Genomic DNA, 18,789 nt, shown 5'->3' on the forward strand with positions numbered 1-18,789 from the left:
CCATGGCCCTCGTTCAATTCGGCATTCCGGAGAAATTTACAGGCGCTTTGACCACAATTCGGCACGCCGTCGAAACGTCAGGAATCAGAAAACGATTTTTGACCTATGCCCCGACACCAAACACCTCGACAGCCTTGGCACCAGTGTCCCCCATGCCGAGGCTCCGCAAGGTCGCCTTGGTTGGCAATCTTTTGATTTGCACCTTCATCGTTGGTTTCGGCACGTGGTCTGTTTTTGCGCCTTTGAAGAGCGCTGCTATCGCCTCGGGTGTGGTTGAACCCGAATCGAGCCGGAAAACAATCCAGCATTTTGAAGGTGGTATTGTCCGGCAAATTCTCGTCAAGAATGGCGACGCAGTCAAAGCCGGACAGACCCTGATTCAGCTTGAAGATACAAAATCTCGTTCCGAGCGTGACGCCTTGCAGGGGCAGCTCTGGGATGCCGAGGCAAACCATGCGCGCCTGACTGCCGAGCGAACAAGCAGCAGTAACGTTGTATATCCCGCGGATCTCGAGTCCATCAGGGCCACGAATCCCTCAGTTGATAGCATCCTGATAGGCCAGCAGCGGATTTTCGCGACGCGCAGGCTGGTTATGCGATCCGAGATCGCAATCACCCAGAGCAAAATGGAGCAAGTACAACAGGAGATCGCGGGCCTTACGGCGCAAAAGGCTGGACTGACACAAAGGGCGGAGATCGCCCGGCAGGAGCTTGCCGCTGTTACGCCGCTTGTCGCAAAGGGCATCGAGAAAAAGAGCCGGCTTCTCAATCTTGGGCGCGAAAAAGCCGACATAGATGGTCAGCTCGGCGAAGTGACTGCGCAGATTTCGCGAGCCTATCAGGTGATAGGCGAGAGTCAGGCATACCTTGTCAAAATCGAGAACGACCGATTGAACGAGGTGGCGCAGGGTTTGCGCGACGCGGAAAGCCAGATAATGCAGCTGAGTGAAAGACTTCGGGCGATCGATGATCAACTCTCAAGGACACAAATCAAGGCCCCGGAAGATGGCGTGATCATGGATCTGCGCATCCATACGACGGGCGGCGTCATCGGTGCTGGCGAACCGCTAGTGGATCTGGTCCCGCGTGAAGGACGGCTCATCATCACCGCGCATGTCCGTCCTGAAGATATCAACCTCGTGCATCCCGGGCTGTCCGCACAGGTTCACCTCCTCCCATACAATCAACGTCGTGTCCCGCTGCTCAAAGGACTCGTCGAATATGTTTCCGCGGACCGTCTTGTCGACAAGGCGACCGGTCTACCCTACTACGCGGCGACAATCCGAGTGACGGATGAGCGGCTGCCAAAGATGCAGAATGTTGGTTTGGTCCCCGGAATGCCGGCCCAGACCTTGATTGAAACGGGAGAAAGCACTGTGGCCTTCTATGCGGTCCGTCCGCTCATAGACAGTTTCAACAGGGCGTTCCGCGAGGATTGAGCAGGAATTTGATTAGTCGATGGTCGGTGAAGCCAGTACGGCATTCCATCAAGCTCCGCGCTTCTAGGTCGTGAACTCATACTGTCGGAGGGAGGCGATGCGATGAGTAAAAGAAAATTCAATGATGACGAGGTTATGAACATTCTCAAGGCACATCGCAGCGGAATGAGCGTGGCGCAGTTATGCCGCGAACACGGTATCAGCGAACCCACATTCTACCGGTGGCAATCCTTGCAACTCAGAAACGCCGGCTTTGACGTGAAGAGGCTCAAGGCCCTGGAAGATGAGAACCAGAAGCTTAAAAAGCTGTTGGCCGAAGCTATGCTGGCGGCAGCGACGCTCAGTGAGATGCTTGCCAATACTCCATCAAGGGGAAATGCCTAGGGCTCACGAGGCGGTGTATTCATGATCCGTGGATGGTGCCTGACCCAACCGCGCGACCACTTCAGTCCGATTCTGGACGTTGAGTTTGCGCATGATGTGCTGCAAGTGCATCTTAACGGTGTTGCCCGACAGATTGAGCTTTCCCGCAATCACCTTGTTCGGGTGACCGCGCTGCAATTCCGCAAGGACGTCCGCCTCGCGGGGCGTAAAGTCCGCAACGCTTAAGTAACGTGCATGTCCATTACCGTTTGTCCGGTTCTCGCGGGGAGGAGGTCTGTCGCTCTTTGGCATCTCGGTAGCAAACGTGCCGAGCGGATTTGGACAAAATATGCCGCCTGCAAGAACCAGCCGTATCCCGGCAATCGCTATTTCAATGGGCAGCGACGTCGTGAAATACCCGCGAACTCCCATCGCCAGCGCATGTGAGGCCATCGCCGAATCGTCCGTGCTGGACAAAAGTGCGATCGCCGCTTCGGGAAAGAGCTCGGATATTGCCGCAAGGTCATTGTGCAAGCTGGAGCTTTCGACGTTTCTTCCCGCCACATCCAGCGCAACCAGACGCACATCCATACCAATGGCGCTATCGAGGTTCTCGATGCCCATCATGTCGATAAAATCCCAGCCCGCAAGTTCGTGCGCAAGGAGTCTTACGATAGTCGTCCGTGCAAGCGTGTGTTGATCTATGATGATAACGGCAGGAACTTGACGCACCCGACGGCGTTTTGTTTCATAATTATTGGACACTGCTCCCCCATTCTCCCCGTCTCTGCAGAGTTTGAATGCAAATGCCACATTTACATATTATATCTCTTTACTCGTCCTGTCGTGATAAAATTGGAAAAGTACTACCAATTAGTTAGGGGCTCCTGAGGAATGAGCCTGATCGTACTACCGAAGGATTTAACTCATCGGCCGCTGATATGATGGAGTAAGACTCGACCAGCGGACAGGAGGAACGACATCAGTGGCCTTGCCACGTCGCAGTAATCGACATTGAGGAGACCATTATGTGCCGCAACATAAAAACACTGTTTAACTTCGAACCACCTGCAACCAAGGATGAGATCGACGCTTCCGCTTTGCAATTCGTGCGCAAGCTGTCTGGTTTCAACAAACCTTCGCAGGCCAATGCCGAAGCTTTCGATCGCGCCGTCAAGGAAGTTTCCGATGCTGCACGCCGGCTGCTGACCTCCCTCAATACGCAAGCGCCGGCACGTGACCGAACGGTTGAGGCCGAGAAGGCACGCGAGCGTTCAAGAGCGCGGTTCGCCGCCCAGGCTGGGTAGGGCAATGTCCTACCCACCCTGCAACCAGGCAGCACTGTCTCAGTGTTTATGGCAGTTGAGCGGCCTGCATGATGTGGCCGGTCAGTGCTTGCTGTGGCCCGAGCTTACGCCGTTTGAGCCTGTCCAATCGGGATGATAAGATTGCCACTGGGCGGCGCCGGTGCTGTCCAGACATCCCGCAAGCATCGAGCTCGAAAATGCCATCACGGCCAGTACAAACATAGTTTTGATCGACATCGCATTTCTCCTCCACGATGTTCTTCGGCACAATTGTGCGCCTTAATAAACATGGGTTCGATACTGCGTGTTACGAATCAGATCGTCGTGAGCCGTATGTGATAGCGTGGCGCTAGAATTTTCAGCCGGCATCATTCTGGCACAGCCTCGTTGTCATTGGTTGAGCCAAACCGGGTGCGTTATTTAGACAAATTATACCCAACTGCGGCACCTATCGCGGTACCAACAACAATTCCCATCGAGATGCTGTCAAACATTGCGTTTCCAAGCATCGCGCCAATGCCAATACCAAGGGCTATTCCGAGCCATGGATATTAGCTTGGCTGAAGTCAATCGGGGAGTTCTCCTTTGAGTACATCCCCTTGCCTTCGGCCACCGTCAGACCGGAGAACTGCTCTGTAACGACCAGGCGATAGGCCATGATGTCGATGAAAGAGCTTGGAAAACGCAGTCGCGGTCTCGTAGCCGACACGGGTCGCAATCCGTGCAATCCCCTCGTCACTTGTTTCGAGTAGAAACGCAGCCTCCGACATTCGGCGTGCGATCAAATAACGGTACATGGACTCGCCAACAAGCTTGGTGAAGCGAGCCGAAAACGCCGAACGACCAAGCCCCACGCTGTGTCCGAGGTCGCCAAGGGTCCAGGGCCGATCCGGGCGATCGTGAATCAACTGAAGGGCTGGCCCTATGTACGGGTCCGCCATCGCTCCCAACCACCCGCCTTCTCCTGGACCTAGAGATTTGATCCAGCTTCGCAACACTTCGACGAAGAGCACTTCTGTCAGTCGTGAGAGCGCGACGCCTTGGCCGGGACGCTCAAGCGCCGCCTCGCTCACCATGCGTTGTAGGATCGCCTCGAGCCATCCACCGTCCGCCATGGGCTTCAGGAGAAGCACGGGCGGAAGTAATTCCAACACGCTACCGCGGGAGGGCCGCGCCACAGTGAAATTGCCACAGATCATCGTCGAGAGCGGCTGCGCGCTGCCTCCGTGACGAACGACGCCAAGACGTCCGGCCAATCTATCGAGGTCCAGAATCGGTAGCGGCTTCGTCCGGCGGTCTGAATAAATCACGTGGGGCTCGCCGCGTGTCACTACAACAAAGTCGCCCTCGGTCAAGCGGAGCTCTCGCCCCTGTTCAAGCGCGAGGGTAGCTGAGCCACGACTGAGATAATGGAAAAGGGCGTAGGGGCGCGCTGGTAATGCCAGGTTCCATGGATGGCCGAGCTCGAAGTGGAAGAGCAGAGACCCGCTAAGGCGGACGCGATCGAGCACTTGGGCGAGGATGTCCATTATCCCGACATTACACGAACGGACGTTCGGACACAATATTCGGACGATCGAGGCCTAACGTCCGAGAACCCCATGTACTATTTCATCTTAAGGCGAGCCAACAGGCCGCGGCAAACCATTTGTTCAAAACAGCAGATGGAAAAACCCCGACTTTGCCGACACGCCTGCCCTTCCCCCGGACCCCCTCGTCGTCCGTCATCTAACAGGAGCAATCAATGCGAAATCTTCTACTCTCAGTCGCCACCATCCTCATGGCCGGAGCAACATTTGCCGCCCCCGCCAAATCGGCTCAACTGCCCAAGGGGGCGGCTCATAATATCGTGCTCGTCCATGGCGCATTCGTCGACCAGACGAGCTGGAAGCCGGTTGCCGATATTCTCACGAAAAAGGGCTACAACGTAACGCTCGTCGAAAACCCGCTCACCTCCCTCGCAGCGGATGTCGACGCAACCAAACAGGCGCTTGTGAAACAGGACGGCAAGACCGTTCTCGTTGGCCACTCCTGGGGCGGCGTCGTCATCACGCAAGCAGGTGACGATCCCAAAGTCTCGGCCCTCGTCTATGTCTCCGCATTCGCGCCCGACGTGGGACAATCCTTGGCGATGTTAGCCACGAGCGGTCCGGCAACCGAAGGCGGCGCGGCCATTCATCCCGACGAAAAGGGCGACCTCTACATCGATCCCAAAGTATTTCCTTCGGCAGTCGCGGCTGACCTTCCTTCGGAGATCGCCGTATCCTTGGCAAACCATCAGCTCCCGTTGAACCACACAGCGTTCGAGGCTCCTATCGATACGGCAGCTCGGCACGACAAGCCGACGTTCTACGTGGTCAGCACGAAGGACAAGGTAATCGCACCGGAGACCCAGAAAATGTTTGCAGCCAGAATGCATGCTCACACGACGGAAGTCGCAGGCAGCCATGCCTCCCTCGTAGTCCATGCGAAGGATGTCGCCGCGGTAATTGAAAAGGCCGCGCTCGTGCAGTAACACGGACGAAACCAGAAGCAGGCGTATATGAAGGCGCTGAACGAAGCGTTGGATAGAGTCGAAGATCGTTACAAGAAGAAGATTCGACTCAAGAAAAACGAACTGAGCAAAGCCCTTCGCGCCTGCTGCTTGGATTGCGCGTCGTCTAGCGGCGCGCCTGGAAACCATTCTGCCGGCGGTCGAGATGGTCGCGGATCACTTGAACGACATTTCGCAGGAATTGCGGGATCGAGCCCGACATCGTTCCGCCTTTGGGCAGAAAGCAAGAAGTCCTGTCAGAGGTGCGTTTCACCGAGAGACCTGCGGGAATTCGTCGCTGATCATCCCGAGATCATTAGTCTTTCGAAGGAATTGAAATCTAAGAGCGGAGCTCGACGTCGAGTATAGTACACTTTCTAAGGCGGTCCACGGTTCGCAGGTAGGCACTGAGGTCGCCTGGTGTTTCCCCTGTGTTTCCCCAGATGCCGGTTTTGTAACAGCGCGTTGGAGATTCAAAGGGACATGCAATTCTGTAAGTGACTGATAAGTTTATGGTGGAGCCAAGCGGGATCGAACCGCTGACCTCTTGCATGCCATGCAAGGTGTCTTAGTATTCTGGTGTTTCCGCACGATACCCCAAGTTTCCAAATACGCTTTATAATTCAACGCATTTCATGTATGGTGTTTCCGAACGATATCCTTTGTTTCCGTTTTGGGGGTGCCCCGGTGGTGCCCCAGAAGGTTAAGATGCCGAAGATCACCAAGCGAGTTGTCGATGCGATCGAGCCCAACGGGACCGACTACTATGTATTTGACAGCGAGCTCATTGGATTTGGTGTCAGAGTGCGCAAGACGGGTGGGCTTTCCTACATCGTGCGCTACCGAGCAGGCAGCGGTCGAGGCGCTCCCGTTCGCAGGGTAACGATTGCTCCAGTTGGAAAGATAACGCCCGACCAAGCACGTGAAGTGGCAAAAGGCTTGCTCGCCACCGTCGTACAGGGGGAAGACCCTGCCAAGCAGAAAACTGAAAAGAAGAACGCTCTGACATTCCAGGAGCTGGTCGACCATTTCCTGGCGCACGTTGAAGCCAAAAAGAAACCCAACACACATTACCTCTATAGCCATCTCTTGAAGACCTATGCCGTGCCGGAGTGGGGAAAGCGCAAAGCTGGAAGCGTCACTGCGCAGGACATCGTTGTTTTGCACCTGAGCCTGAAGAACAAACCTACAACCGCCAATAGGGTCAGGAACGTTCTGAGCACGATGTACACCTGGGCAACCAAGGGAAAACTCCTGGCCAAAATGGACAATCCGGCATCAGGCGTTGAGAAATATAAGGAGAATAGCCGCGAGCGTTATCTAAGCGGCGATGAGATGCTGAGGCTAGGTGATGCCATTGAAGAAGCCGAGACTGTAGGCATCGCTTGGACACCAGACCCGACCAAGAAGGTGAAGCACGCCCCTAAAGCCGAGAACAGACGCACAGTCATAGACCCCTCGGCCGCGGCTGCAATCCGCCTGTTCATTCTTACGGGCGCACGACTACGAGAAATTCTACATCTGACATGGGATATGGTTGATATCGAACGCAGCCAGTTAATGCTTCCCGACAGCAAGACCGGCAAGAAATCGATCATACTCAACGCGCCGGCCAAGATCGTGCTGGCATCCCTACCCCGCATCAGTCGCTTTGTTATTCCCGGCAAGGTTCGATTCGATAAAGACGGTAAGCAGCTTCCGGACCGTCCTCGGTCAGACCTAAATCGCCCCTGGCGCTTGGTTCGCAAACACGCCGGATTGGTAGCCGACGCAGATAACCCTCACTTTCGAGTCCGCCTCCATGATCTACGCCATACTCACGCTTCAGTAGGTGTCGGTGCCAGTTTTGGTTTGCCCATCGTAGGAAAGCTTCTCGGCCATACTCAGGCTCGGACAACGGAACGATATGCGCACCTTGAGACTGATCCCTTGATAGCTGCATCAGAAGTGATCGGCTCACGGATCGCTGATGCCATGGGTATGCGCAAAGAACAGAAGGATAACGTCATTCCGATCAAGAAAGCTGACGGGTGACGTGGTAATGTTTTCACTTGATGGGAATAGGCCGGCCAGCCGACAAGCCGCATGTACCAGCGGTTTTCCCATCTCCCTTTCGGTACATCGCAAAGGTACGGCGATAATGAATACTGCCACTGTTTCCTCGGCATTATTTGATCCCATGAAGAAGGCTTCGTGGAGTTTGCCCATGACAGTCTCGTGGATCATTCATAAAGACCCCGACAAAGTTCGCGATCAAGATGACGCTTACAGAGCGAAATGCCGGGATCTAGTAGCCCATCAAGCAGTTTACCAACAAGTGCGCGGTCATTTCGGCGATGGAAGTAGAGGGCCTGATATTCTTGCGCTGGAAGTCAAATCTGCCAAGCCAGAATTAAGACAGCGATCGAAGGCAACGCTGCTTGGCTTGTTGCTGGAGACTATCGGACTTTCGCCCGACATGGACGCTGCTCGGCAGCAGTTTAAGGACGCTGAGAAGGACTTATTCGATGCGTTGATCGAAGGAAGGCTCGTAGCCACCGCCAATGATTGTCAAACGCAAAGCCGCGACCCCATCCCCGCTCACCAATGGCAAGACCTACAGCCTGGCGGCTCGCCGGAAACGGGTCTGCAGCTTTTGTTGCAGGGCAAACCCAAATATCGCGATATCACAATCCTGCGCAGCGATATCCTCAAGCTATGGAAGCTTGATGGCGGTGCGACTGGAGTCACGGTTAGCGCTGAGATGCTTGAGGCAGTACCCGTGGATGAGCAACTAAAGTCTTCAACACCAGAGTTAAAGGGGGCGCATAAGACCATTGGTGACGCCGTCAAGGTCCTAATGGAGGAAGATAGGTTCCCTGATACCCGAAAGGAGCGTATCAACGCGATTATTGCGCACTGGGACAATAAAGGCCTTAAACTCCGTAGGATACCTAGCAAGGAAACATTCGATAGAACATTCGCTGAACTCGGCCTTAAGGGGAAAACAGTTCAGACTACGAACGGCTGATATAGGCGTTTTCGTTCGTCAGGCCCAAGTTGACCACATTTGACTATCTTTGACGAGTTCTGTCGATAGTATTCACGGTATATCTGCATCATCCTCTAGCCAGCTCAGGCAATAGAGGAAAATGAAATGCAGCGGACATTAGCAAACAACTCAAAGTATCTTCGCACTCCCCAGGCCGCTGATTACATCGGCTGGGCATACTCGACGCTTACAAAAAAGCGTTGCACTGGAGAAGACGCACCCCCTTACATAAAGATGGGTCGGACCGTCGTGTACAACCAAGATGATCTTGACGCTTGGATGGCCAAGAACCGCCGTGCTTCCACCTCTGTTGCTGCGTAAGGGCGATCCAGATGGATGCGCTCCCTGAAAATCACGGAAGCAGCCTTGAGGGGGGCGCCAATAATAGTTCGCGGTGGGATAGAATTCCGCTCAGCTCGTATGAAGACGATGCTAACCGCACAGATAATGAACTTGTAGACGATGATTTCCCTGGGGATCGCCCATTTGCGTCCCAGAAACAGGCGCAGGATGAAGCTGAGCTTAAAGAACTACAAGCTCGCATAAATCTTAATCCCACCGTCGAGAGGGTGCGAGCAGTACAGCAAGAAAATATCCTCGACACCATAACCGCATCAAGCTTGGCTGGCGTCGCGGTACCTCCGCGTGATTGGTTCGTGGAAGGGCTGATCCCGGCTTATACTGTAACGCTACTCAACGGCGACGGCGGCACAGGAAAGTCGCTTCTCGCCTTGATGCTTGCGGTTGCTGCCCAAATTAATGGTTATTGGGTTGGTCGGGCTGTCCTACAGGGGTTGGCCTGTTTCCTGACCGCGGAAGACGACGTTGATGAAGTTCATCGACGCCTTGCAGATATCGTTCGCGAATTCGAACTCGAACTTACCGCTCTAAAGAACCTGCATATTTGCTCTCTGGCTGGGAAAGACGCGCTTCTCGCAGTACCGGAGGGAAAAGGAAACGTTCTTAAAGCGACTAAGCTTTTTGAGGCCCTCGAAGCTTTCGTAGCAAAACACCGGCCGTCGCTGTTGGTTCTCGACACCCTTGCTGATCTCTTCGGCGGTGACGAAATCCAGCGTGCGCAAGCCCGTCAGTTTATCAGTCTGTTGCGCGGCCTATGCACTCGGTATCGCGTCACCATTGTGATGCTCGCCCATCCGTCTATTGCTGGAATGGCCAGCGGTACTGGATCCTCGGGTTCGACTGCCTGGAACAATTCGGTGCGTAGTCGTCTCTATTTGGACCGCCTGAAGGAGAAGGATGGCGGTGAGACTGATACCGACGTTCGTGTCCTAAGGACCGTCAAGTCCAATTACGGCAAAATTGGCGATGAAATGATGCTGCGTTGGGTGAATGGCGTATTCAAACTGAACACCAACGACAGCCTTAATGCAGTTGCGGCAATGAACAACATAGACCGCGTATTCCTCCAACTCCTCGAACGATACGCCGTCGAGGGTCGCAAGGTAAGCCACTCGGCCGGCGCAAATTATGCACCCGCCTTGTTCGAAAAAGACCAGCAAGCAAATGGCATCAAGAAGCGCGGTTTTATCACGGCTATGAACCGCCTGTTCGAAGCCGGTCGCATAAAAGCGTTGGAGCTCGGTCCTCCTTCTCGGCGCTCATTTCAGCTCGTAGTCGTGGAGCCAGATCATGCTGAATAGCCTACGAACCCCCCTACGAACGGCATACGAACGGGGTTCGAACCCCCATACGACCCCCCCTACGAACGGTCCGCTTTTCGTACGAACCCCCATACGAACGGCCTACAGCCACACCCCCCATACCCCCTACACGCATGCGCTGCCTTTGAGCAGCACCGCGTGCGAAGAATGGGAGGCTGAAAATGAATAGCCCGCTTGAGCACACGGCAGCTTTGCCACTCGGTTTCAAAGTCACCTTTATATGGATTGGCGGAAACATGAATGTCGAGTGGGAGCCAGAGTTCCCATGCATTCGTAATCCTCGGCAGCTTCGTAAGTTCACGGCTGCATATCTGCAGGCAAGAGATGAATTCATGCAGACCGTAGCCACGATGATGCAGGGCGCGGTCGCGGTCGCCGACATGCAGGGCAACGTTCGCGTGATAGCCCCGGAGGTGATTCAATGAAATTCGGCAACAACTACAGCTGGGGCCGTCACCTCGACATTCCAGCAATCGAGGCACGCGTCGCGAAGGAAATCGCCGAGCACGAGGCACGCCAGCAACGTCAGCCGAAAAAGCCCAGTGCTGTCGTCTTGCCATTCAAACGTCCGGAGGTGACGCGATGACCGACAAACCAGTCACGAACATTTACGGCGACTACCGCCTCCTGGTTGAAAAGCTAGGCCGCAATGCGACGCATATCGTGGTCATACCGGTCGCGTTCCGAGAGAAGTTAGGCGATGAACAGCGGGTTTGGCACTTCGCAGTAATTAGCAAGTCGTTCGCTGGCGTGCGGATTGACTATATCATCGATTACGACATCCACGAATGCGATCGCCAGCATACGGCCTTCATTGCCGACATCATGCTCGCAAACTCCGGTCGCCGCCTGTGGATTTGGCTCGCACCAGATGCTGAGCGGGCCTTCCGAGCAGCAGCACATTATTGGCCCTGCGACCAGACGGCTCGCTGGGTCAAGTGGTTCGACAATAAACAAAAGCGCCAAGGAGCAAAGAAATGACCAAGCCGGTTAATAAGGGCGGTCGCCCGACTGACTACAAGCCGACCTATGGCGATGAGATTTTGTCGATGATGGCCGAAGGGTTTTCACTCACCGCAGCCGCGTCCGTTCTCGGTATCCATCGCCAACGAGTTTACGAATGGGTGGAACGATACGACGAGTTTGCGGACACTATAAAACTGGCCCAAGCAAAACGGCAGCATTTCCTGGAGAACCGCCTTTTGACGGCGGACAGCAGCCCGGTAGTTGTCTCGACCATATTCGCCCTCAAGAACGCAGCCGCAGCCGACTGGCGAGACAAGCAGGAAGTCGAACATACCGGCGATCAAGTTGTCACCTTCACAACTGTCTACGACTCGAAATGACCCTTCCTCGCCGTGTCCACATAGGAGAATATCATGGCCGTTAATCCAAACTCTGCCTTCGTCTGGGGCCCTGGTGGCATCGCTTTGACTCCAGAGCAAGTCGCACTCCAGCGTGAACTCCTCGCGCGCCAACAAGCCAAGGGTGCTGATTTCTCACCCGTGGGCCATTGGACCCAAGGTGCAGCCCGTGTTGCAGATGCTCTTGCCGGTGTCATTAAGGAACGCAGGCTGGACAAGGCTGACGCATCCAACCAGGCATACGATGCTACTTTGTCGGCTCCGTTGGCCGACGCGTTGCGCGGCGGTGTTGCCGCTTATCCGGAGAGTGTCGCAGAGGGTGGATCGACGTTTGCGCCGGATGCTCCTGGCGTTGAAGGTCCGCAGGTATATCGCGACGCCATTGCGTCGATCGAAAGCGATGGAAGTGGTGACTACGCGGCTATAGGGCCTACTCATCCTAAAATGGGCCGTGCTCTTGGTCGCTATCAGATCATGGAAGCCAATCTCGGTCCTTGGGGACAGGAAGCGCTTGGCCAGCCTGTATCGGCTGAGGAGTTTTTGGCAAATCCAAAAATCCAGGATGCCATCTTCGACCATAAGTTCGGGGGCTACGTAAAGCAGTTCGGTCCGTCTGGGGCTGCTCAAGCTTGGTTCGCTGGACCAGGTGGCGTAGGCAAGACAGATCGCAAGGATAGTCTCGGAACCTCTGTCGGTGCTTATGCCGAGAAATTTGACCGAGCACTTGGCCGATCGGCGCCGGCACCCGTTCAGGTTTCGTCGCTCGATCCTTCGGCCGGAATGGGTTCGCTACCTGAGACCTCGCCAACTGCATCACAACCTGATGTTCCTACAGAACCTGTAGGGGTCGGTGTTGTTCCTGCAGGGACAGGAGGTACGCCCGTCCTTGATGTGACAGCACAGCCACATCTGTCGGCTGCGGCGAACATCCCGTTTGTATCTCCGACTGGTGCTCCTACCCAAGTTGCTGCCGTTCCTGTGGTACCACCCGTGAAACGAGTGTCGGATGCTCTGTTGCGTGCCAACGACCGCGCACTCGGTGGAATACTCGCTCCTGAGGGCACACCTCAGCCGGCGAACGCTACTCTGGCAGGTCCATTTCCAGCGGCACCAGCAGCAGGCCCTGTCGACGCCTCGCCAGTGGCTCAGGCGGGATATCTCGACAATGCCCCACAAAACGCGTCAGCGCGTCGCCCTGAGTCAACGGATGCGCCTCGCACGGACGGCGACACTGGCTATTTCCCACCCGCACCATCTCCGCAGGCAAATAACCCCCTTGCCATAGCAGTCCGCGCCTTGTCCGATCCCCGTGCATCACCGCGAACCAAAGCGGTAGCCGAGTTGGTCATCAAGCAGTCGTTGGCAAAGCAGCAGGCCGATGCAGAACAGCAGCAGTGGCAGCAGCGACAGGCGTATGAGCGTGCGCAGCAGGAGAACGATCCGAAGCGGAAGCTTGAGATCGAAAAACTGCAGCGTGAGGTGAATACTGAACCGACGACTGATGACATTCGCGAATACAACTTGGCTGTTAAGCAGGGCGAGACCCGTCCGTTTACCGAGTGGAAGCAGGGTATCGCCAAGTCGGGTGCTGCTAACAACACCGTCAATATCGATGGTGAAAAGAAGCAGGACCAGACCATAGGCGAAGGGTTGGGCAAGGACCTCATCACGATGATTGGCGAAGAGAAGACAGCTCGCCAAACCATTTCCTCTCTCAATGCAATGGAAAAGGAAATGACCGATCCGAACTTCTATTCGGGTGCTGGTGGGCAAACAGTCGCCAACCTCAAACGGTTAGCCGCTTCCATGGGCATTGATCCCGAAAGCGTGGCAAGCACTGAAGCATTCAACGCTCTCAGCAAGAAAGCTGTTCTCGATAACATGGGCGGTTCGCTCGGTACGGGCGTTTCCAATGCCGATCGTGATTACATCGAAGGACAGGTGCCAACGATCAACAACACGCCACAAGGCAACAAGAAGATCATCGATATCACCAGGCGCATCAATGAGCGGAAAGTCAAAGTTGCTGGTCTCGCCCGCGCTTATGCCAAGGCTCATGATGGCCGGCTTGACCTGAACTTCTACGATGAGCTGTCCGAATGGGCGGATAAAAACCCGTTGTTCTCCGATGACGAGCGCAAGGCGGCTACGACGACTCCACAAGGTGGCACTGATGATCCTCTTGGCATCCGGGGAGGTCAATAATGGCGAGCATCGCAGATATCCGCGGAAAATACCCTCAGTACCATGATCTGAGCGACGAGCAGCTCGCCACTGCCGTGCATCAGAAATTCTACGCTGATATGCCGATCGACGAGTTCAAGAGCAAGATTGGACTGGAGCGACCATCCACTGTCGGCGACGTGGTGAAGTCTGCCGGACAAGGATTGCGTGAAGGCGTCGAGGGAATGGTCGGCCAGTTTGGCGACATCCCCAATGCTCTGGGTGGCATCGTCGAGAAAGTGGTCGGGTACGTCGGCTCACCTGAGGACGCAAAGCAGGCTGGCAACGCTGCCAAGACCGGCGCGGATGTTGTGAGCGGTCTTCCGACATACACGCTGCGAAAGGCATACGACTACTTTACGGGCAGCGATGAGCCGACACCGATCGCTTCGCCAGGCACCGCAGACGTTAGCAAAACCGTGACGGATACGACGGGTGTCGCGCCGTATGCGCCCAAGACGACTGCTGGCGACTATGTAAAAACGGCCGCGAGTTTCATTCCTGCCACCGCCGCATACGGTGGCGTGTCTCCTGCGAATATCGTCAAGTATGGGATCCTCCCCGGCATTGCGTCCGAAGGTGCGGGAAAAGCAGCCGAGCAGGTATTTCCAGCGGCAGAACCTGTCGCGCGTATAGCAGCGGCTTTGGTCGCTCCGTTTGGCCCTGCCGCGGTTAACAAGGTCATCTCTCCTATGGGAGGCGCAATCTCTGGTGAACGGTCAGCGCTAAACGAAATAATGAAGCGCGAAGGCATCGACCTTACTGCCGGACAACAGACGGGCAGCAAGTCATTGCGCGCCACTGAAGGCCAACTCGGCGGCGGTGCCGCAGAGACGTTTGCAGAAAAGCAGGCGGAGCAGTTTACCGGAGCTGTCATGAAGCGCGTCGGTTCGGACGCTACGCGCGCCACGCCCGAGGTGGTCAACGAGGCAGGCAAGCGGATTGGTGGACGGTTTGACGATCTGGCCTCGCGGAATAACGTCATCCCCGACGAGCAGTTGAACAAAGAGCTGGGCGACACTTTGCGCAGCTATGTGGACAACACCAACCCCACGGCTCGCATCCCAGCCATCTCGAATACCGTTGCGGATATTACCTCCGACATCGCCAAGGGCTCCATCTCCGGAGCCAAATATAAGCAGTTGGCTTCCACGATCGGTGAGAAGCTCAAGACCTCTAGTGGTGAAGAGCTCGAAGCTTGGCGTGGTATGCGTGATGCACTTGATGACGCCATGGAGCGCTCGATTGCAGCCACCAATCCTGCCGATATGGGCGCATGGAAAGAAACCCGCAATGCGTATCGCAACCTGCTGGTCGTTGAGAAAGCGGTGACGGCAGCGGGTGAGAATGCTCGGCACGGTCTGACTACGCCTCAAGCGCTTCGTTCGGCTGTTGTGGCACAAGGACGCCGGGCATTCGCCCGCGGACAAGGTGACTTCGCTGATCTTGCACGCGCTGGCGAGGGAACGATGGCGCCATTGCCTACCACCCAGGCTGGCGCATTGGCATCCGCTGTCCGCAGCGTTGGCGGAAGGGTTGTCGGCGGCGGGAGCTTGGGCACGGTTATCGGCTCCATGCTTGGGGGTCCTGTGCTTGGCGGCGCAGTGGGTGCAGCTATCCCAGTGCTCGGCCGGCTTGCAGGCAGTGCAGCCCTATCTGATGCAGGGCGCGCCTACCTAGCCAACCAGCTCAAATCAGGAAGCGGCTTGTCCGGCAAGGGAATGAACGCCGTGATCCAGGCGATAATTACCAATATGGCGAAAGGCCAGGAAGGGCAGACGAAATGACTTTTGCAATACTGGTCGAGGCCTTCGTGTTGTCCATCGTTTTCGGTTTGGCTCTACAATTTATCATTTGGCTTTACACATGGCCGCCACAGGACAGCGCCAAGAAGCCGGAAAAAGAAACCTGGTGGACCCGGGATTACGGATGGTGGGCCAAATGAAGACGCTGACTCTGATACTCATGCTAGGCATGCTGTCTACATCAGCACAGGCGATGGTCACGCGTTCACGCAAGCCGCTGCTATCTATGCCCATAACCCGCCTGGACCTGACGCAGACAATCATAGAGCCGGTCAATCCGGGTCTGATCTTATATTTAGGCTGCCGGTCTGCCGATGACACCGAGCCTACATGGCGGGTGTATTGGCTGCAGCGTTGAAATATCGGACCGAGCCATGAACGCGATCGAGAAATTTATCGCCGCGGTTCGTGACAGTCACCCAGATATCGAGTGGCTGTATATGGAAGGTCAGTGCTACAACTTTTTCAAGATACTGCGTTCGGTGTGGCCGCAGGCTGAGTGTTGGTACGATCAGATGGACGGCCACGTGTACACTCTCATAGATGGCAAGTGGTACGACATTCGTGGCCAGCATTTGAAAGTGAGCCAACACTGCTCGCCCCTTAATCACCAGCAGCAAGACAAACCAAATCGATGGGGCGCGCGTGATCTACGCTATTTGATCCCGTAAATTTTAGTTGCAGGTAACCGCCACAGTTTGCAGCGGAACAATGGCAGAAAATCCTGCGGAGGCTGCGTGATCATTAGTTTACATTGAGCGGGCGACAAATTACGGAGCTGCTTTCGAGATAGCCGTTACCGCCGCCCGGTACAGATTTTGACTGAATCCCGACGACATACATTCCGGGAGGACACTTTAACGTCGGTGCAGAGTCATCTGTTCCTCCCCATATCATCAGTGCAGCATTTTTTGCCGACAAGGTCTCTTGCATAGTGACAATCTTTGCCTCTAGCGCGCTGATCTGCTTTGCATTCCGGGCACTGTAAATGCCGACAACAACCGAAGATATGATTCCCGAGATGATGACCGCCGCCAGTACGGCGAATGCCCAGGGCCTCTTTTCCAGCCAAACTTTGATTGAACCAATTCGAAGCGCCAGCCAAGCAAGGATGCCGGCGACAACCCAAGCGATGACTTGACCCACGACAGAATCTAGATACTGCATTTTCCCCGCCCCCAAGGATCAGCAACTCGAGGAAGGCCCCCTCCTTCGAAATCGCGATCAAGGTCATGATAACATACGGGCTGTGAAAAGCATGGCTGGGCACCACATCTGATTGCGACGCGAAAGCCGTGAGAGTGGCCACGGACACGAGGGGACGATCGAAGACTCGATCGATCGGCCGCTACACAGCGGAAGTTGCGACGCGCCGTCCATCCCCCGCCAGGCTGGCTAAAGCGAGTCTCACCCACTCCTAAGTCAGCGTCAGCTCTAATTGGCCCATATCAAGTCACCGACTAGAGGGACGATCGAATTCCGATGCGATCAGTCCTTGCTCATCGGAAGCAGAGCGACGACAGCAGGTTGTGATAATTTTTTCGCCGGTGCCTTCCTGCCAGGACGCGGCGGGACCTTTGCTTTCATTTTAGCCACCTTCGCATCGGCTACCTTTTTCTTTGCAGGAGCAACAAAGGAGTCGTGCAGAAACTCTTCAAGTACGTCCATCAGCGTGTCGAGATCGTCAACGGATGGTTGCCAACCGCGGTGGGCGGAAGCGCTGCCGGCGTCTATGAGAACGCCAAGATGGTCGCTCTGTGATTCGGTAATCAGCTTGCAATCTACCATCGCCTGGAGCTTCTTTTCGAACGATAGGCCAGAGGCTACACCGAGCTGTTCTGATGCGATGTCGAAGGTTGTCCGCACACCGATTGCAGCCAGCGTGTTCAAGTCGTTATCCAGCGCACCGTATAATTCTGACAGACTTCGATAGATACCAAAAGATGGGATGTCTACAACTGTCCGATGGTCAACAAACCAGTCGGGCCGGTTCCGTTTAAATTTCGCCGGCCATGTGGTAATGGCTTCAACAGGTGTACGAGTCTCGCGACCTTGCTCATCACAGTCGTAGTCATAACTTTCTGAATTCCCGCTAACCGACTGTGCGAACACATGCTCACATCCGCAACAAACCAGCAGGTACCAGGTCGTCCACCACTCGGCATAGTCATCGCTTCCACGGACTTTATGATGACCCCTAATTTCGCAATTACGCTCCCCCGAACAGTTGGAACAGTGCGCCTTGATCGTTGTTCCGACCATACTTTCAGCAATCATTGTACCCTCACGTGCCACCGGGAGTGTGCCCTTGGCTAACTCCCGCCCGCCGGTCAATTTCCATGCCATATCGGTTGCCAATTAATCCGCCAACGATGGCCAAAACAATCGAGGACGACACCCCAATTGCACCACCTAGCGCAGCTATACCTACTCCCCCAATCATCAATCCCAGGAGTACGCCAACCGCCACGCCAGCTATAGACCATTTCGTTTCACTCGGCCTTGCTTTGGCATATGCTGCAGTCTTGACGGCGCCCCGCAGTAATCTGTCTTTCATGATTATCCCCTCCAATGCCCGTCTGCAAACTCGCAGAGCCGGGGAACGCCGTCAATCCTTCCGAAGCAGGAGCAGCGCGACTATGCAGGCCATTGAAGCGTATGGATATCTCGCTCAAAAGCACGTCACGTTGCCATATCCCGATGGCATGCACGTTGTCGTGGAGTTTCGAGCAGCATTTTGATTTGACGATCGAATCTCGTCCTGCTTCATTCGGCACTGAATATAAACGTCGGTGCCAGGCTTGGCACCGTAATTGCGGCAAGTCGCGTCATCCTTCTGACTGACCTTCTCTTTGCCCATAAAGGTCTCTCCTCTTCCTGGAGTGTTGCAGCCAGAAAGTATTGTCGTCAGCAGCAGAGCCGACGTCGTTAGCACTCGAAATAACATGATTTCCCCCGATCGAAGGCGAACCGTAGCCCAGCGCCGGGATTTAAACAAATGAATTGCGAAAGCTGGATATGAGTGCCCAATCGCTTGATTTC

Annotated in this window: 21 protein-coding genes; 15 read left to right on the forward strand and 6 right to left on the reverse strand. The window is 55.2% G+C overall.

Features of this window, described 5'->3' with window-relative positions; genetic code table 11:
* Window positions 1-2 precede the first annotated feature (2 nt).
* Window positions 3-1,439: an HlyD family type I secretion periplasmic adaptor subunit gene (locus LB462_RS19345; RefSeq protein ID WP_224511337.1), complete on the forward strand. Its 1,437-nt coding sequence runs from the start codon at window positions 3-5 to the stop codon at window positions 1,437-1,439.
* A gap of 102 nt (window positions 1,440-1,541) precedes the next feature.
* On the forward strand, window positions 1,542-1,823 hold the full coding sequence (locus LB462_RS19350) for a transposase (protein WP_114429814.1): 282 nt from the start codon (window positions 1,542-1,544) through the stop codon (window positions 1,821-1,823).
* A 3-nt stretch (window positions 1,824-1,826) separates the two neighbouring features.
* On the opposite strand, the gene LB462_RS19355 is transcribed toward LB462_RS19350, so the two are convergent.
* Complete coding sequence (locus tag LB462_RS19355) at window positions 1,827-2,567, reverse strand: response regulator transcription factor (RefSeq protein WP_224511340.1); 741 nt, start codon at window positions 2,565-2,567, stop codon at window positions 1,827-1,829.
* A gap of 263 nt (window positions 2,568-2,830) precedes the next feature.
* Here LB462_RS19355 and LB462_RS19360 point away from each other — a divergent pair, with 263 nt between their 5' ends.
* Window positions 2,831-3,109 (forward strand): DUF2277 domain-containing protein, encoded by a 279-nt coding sequence (locus LB462_RS19360; RefSeq protein WP_224511342.1) that lies wholly within the window; start codon window positions 2,831-2,833, stop codon window positions 3,107-3,109.
* Window positions 3,110-3,190: 81 nt separating this feature from the next.
* Here the strand turns inward: LB462_RS19360 and LB462_RS19365 are convergent, their stop codons facing one another.
* The 3 genes from LB462_RS19365 to LB462_RS19370 form a co-directional block, all read right to left on the reverse strand.
* Window positions 3,191-3,346, reverse strand: coding sequence for a hypothetical protein (locus LB462_RS19365; protein WP_224511344.1), 156 nt, complete (start codon window positions 3,344-3,346; stop codon window positions 3,191-3,193).
* 179 nt (window positions 3,347-3,525) lie between these two features.
* Window positions 3,526-3,645 (reverse strand): hypothetical protein, encoded by a 120-nt coding sequence (locus LB462_RS31855; RefSeq protein WP_505483632.1) that lies wholly within the window; start codon window positions 3,643-3,645, stop codon window positions 3,526-3,528.
* 30 nt (window positions 3,646-3,675) lie between these two features.
* Window positions 3,676-4,638: an AraC family transcriptional regulator gene (locus LB462_RS19370; protein ID WP_224511345.1), complete on the reverse strand. Its 963-nt coding sequence runs from the start codon at window positions 4,636-4,638 to the stop codon at window positions 3,676-3,678.
* Window positions 4,639-4,853: 215 nt separating this feature from the next.
* On the opposite strand from LB462_RS19370, the gene LB462_RS19375 reads away from it, so the two are divergent.
* The 12 genes from LB462_RS19375 to LB462_RS31805 all read left to right on the forward strand — a co-directional run bounded on the left by LB462_RS19375 (window position 4,854) and on the right by LB462_RS31805 (window position 16,418).
* Window positions 4,854-5,624 (forward strand): alpha/beta fold hydrolase, encoded by a 771-nt coding sequence (locus LB462_RS19375; RefSeq protein ID WP_224511347.1) that lies wholly within the window; start codon window positions 4,854-4,856, stop codon window positions 5,622-5,624.
* 726 nt (window positions 5,625-6,350) lie between these two features.
* The gene (locus LB462_RS19380) at window positions 6,351-7,676 is read left to right on the forward strand and encodes a site-specific integrase (protein ID WP_224511350.1); all 1,326 of its coding nucleotides are present in this window, start codon (window positions 6,351-6,353) and stop codon (window positions 7,674-7,676) included.
* Between the two features lie 7 nt (window positions 7,677-7,683).
* Window positions 7,684-8,652, forward strand: a complete 969-nt coding sequence (locus tag LB462_RS19385) for a hypothetical protein (protein ID WP_224511352.1) — start codon at window positions 7,684-7,686, stop codon at window positions 8,650-8,652.
* Between the two features lie 353 nt (window positions 8,653-9,005).
* Window positions 9,006-10,334: an AAA family ATPase gene (locus tag LB462_RS19390; protein ID WP_224511354.1), complete on the forward strand. Its 1,329-nt coding sequence runs from the start codon at window positions 9,006-9,008 to the stop codon at window positions 10,332-10,334.
* 182 nt (window positions 10,335-10,516) lie between these two features.
* A complete protein-coding gene (locus tag LB462_RS19395) occupies window positions 10,517-10,780 on the forward strand; it encodes a hypothetical protein (RefSeq protein ID WP_224511356.1) in 264 nt (87 codons plus the stop codon).
* Window positions 10,777-10,941 carry a hypothetical protein gene (locus LB462_RS19400; RefSeq protein WP_224511358.1) on the forward strand — a complete coding sequence of 55 codons (165 nt, stop codon included), beginning with the start codon at window positions 10,777-10,779 and terminating at the stop codon, window positions 10,939-10,941. The genes LB462_RS19395 and LB462_RS19400 overlap by 4 nt, the downstream gene beginning before the upstream one ends.
* The gene (locus LB462_RS19405; protein ID WP_224511369.1) at window positions 10,938-11,336 is read left to right on the forward strand and encodes a hypothetical protein; all 399 of its coding nucleotides are present in this window, start codon (window positions 10,938-10,940) and stop codon (window positions 11,334-11,336) included. Before LB462_RS19400 ends, LB462_RS19405 begins: the two co-directional genes overlap by 4 nt.
* A complete protein-coding gene (locus tag LB462_RS19410) occupies window positions 11,333-11,701 on the forward strand; it encodes a helix-turn-helix domain-containing protein (protein WP_224511371.1) in 369 nt (122 codons plus the stop codon). The genes LB462_RS19405 and LB462_RS19410 overlap by 4 nt, the downstream gene beginning before the upstream one ends.
* A 33-nt stretch (window positions 11,702-11,734) precedes the next feature.
* Window positions 11,735-13,924, forward strand: coding sequence for a hypothetical protein (locus LB462_RS19415; RefSeq protein WP_224511374.1), 2,190 nt, complete (start codon window positions 11,735-11,737; stop codon window positions 13,922-13,924).
* Complete coding sequence (locus LB462_RS19420) at window positions 13,924-15,729, forward strand: hypothetical protein (protein ID WP_224511376.1); 1,806 nt, start codon at window positions 13,924-13,926, stop codon at window positions 15,727-15,729. The genes LB462_RS19415 and LB462_RS19420 overlap by 1 nt, the downstream gene beginning before the upstream one ends.
* Window positions 15,726-15,887 (forward strand): hypothetical protein, encoded by a 162-nt coding sequence (locus LB462_RS19425; protein ID WP_224511377.1) that lies wholly within the window; start codon window positions 15,726-15,728, stop codon window positions 15,885-15,887. The genes LB462_RS19420 and LB462_RS19425 overlap by 4 nt, the downstream gene beginning before the upstream one ends.
* A 300-nt stretch (window positions 15,888-16,187) precedes the next feature.
* On the forward strand, window positions 16,188-16,418 hold the full coding sequence (locus LB462_RS31805) for a hypothetical protein (protein WP_444358949.1): 231 nt from the start codon (window positions 16,188-16,190) through the stop codon (window positions 16,416-16,418).
* Between the two features lie 73 nt (window positions 16,419-16,491).
* Here the strand turns inward: LB462_RS31805 and LB462_RS19435 are convergent, their stop codons facing one another.
* Both LB462_RS19435 and LB462_RS19440 read right to left on the reverse strand, forming a co-directional pair.
* Window positions 16,492-16,914 (reverse strand): hypothetical protein, encoded by a 423-nt coding sequence (locus LB462_RS19435; protein ID WP_224511380.1) that lies wholly within the window; start codon window positions 16,912-16,914, stop codon window positions 16,492-16,494.
* 321 nt (window positions 16,915-17,235) lie between these two features.
* A complete protein-coding gene (locus LB462_RS19440; protein ID WP_224511382.1) occupies window positions 17,236-18,105 on the reverse strand; it encodes a DUF4145 domain-containing protein in 870 nt (289 codons plus the stop codon).
* Between the last annotated feature and the right edge of the window lie 684 nt (window positions 18,106-18,789).

Origin of the sequence: Phyllobacterium chamaecytisi, from assembly GCF_020164455.1 — a bacterium.
Classification (GTDB): Bacteria; Pseudomonadota; Alphaproteobacteria; order Rhizobiales; family Rhizobiaceae; genus Phyllobacterium; species Phyllobacterium chamaecytisi.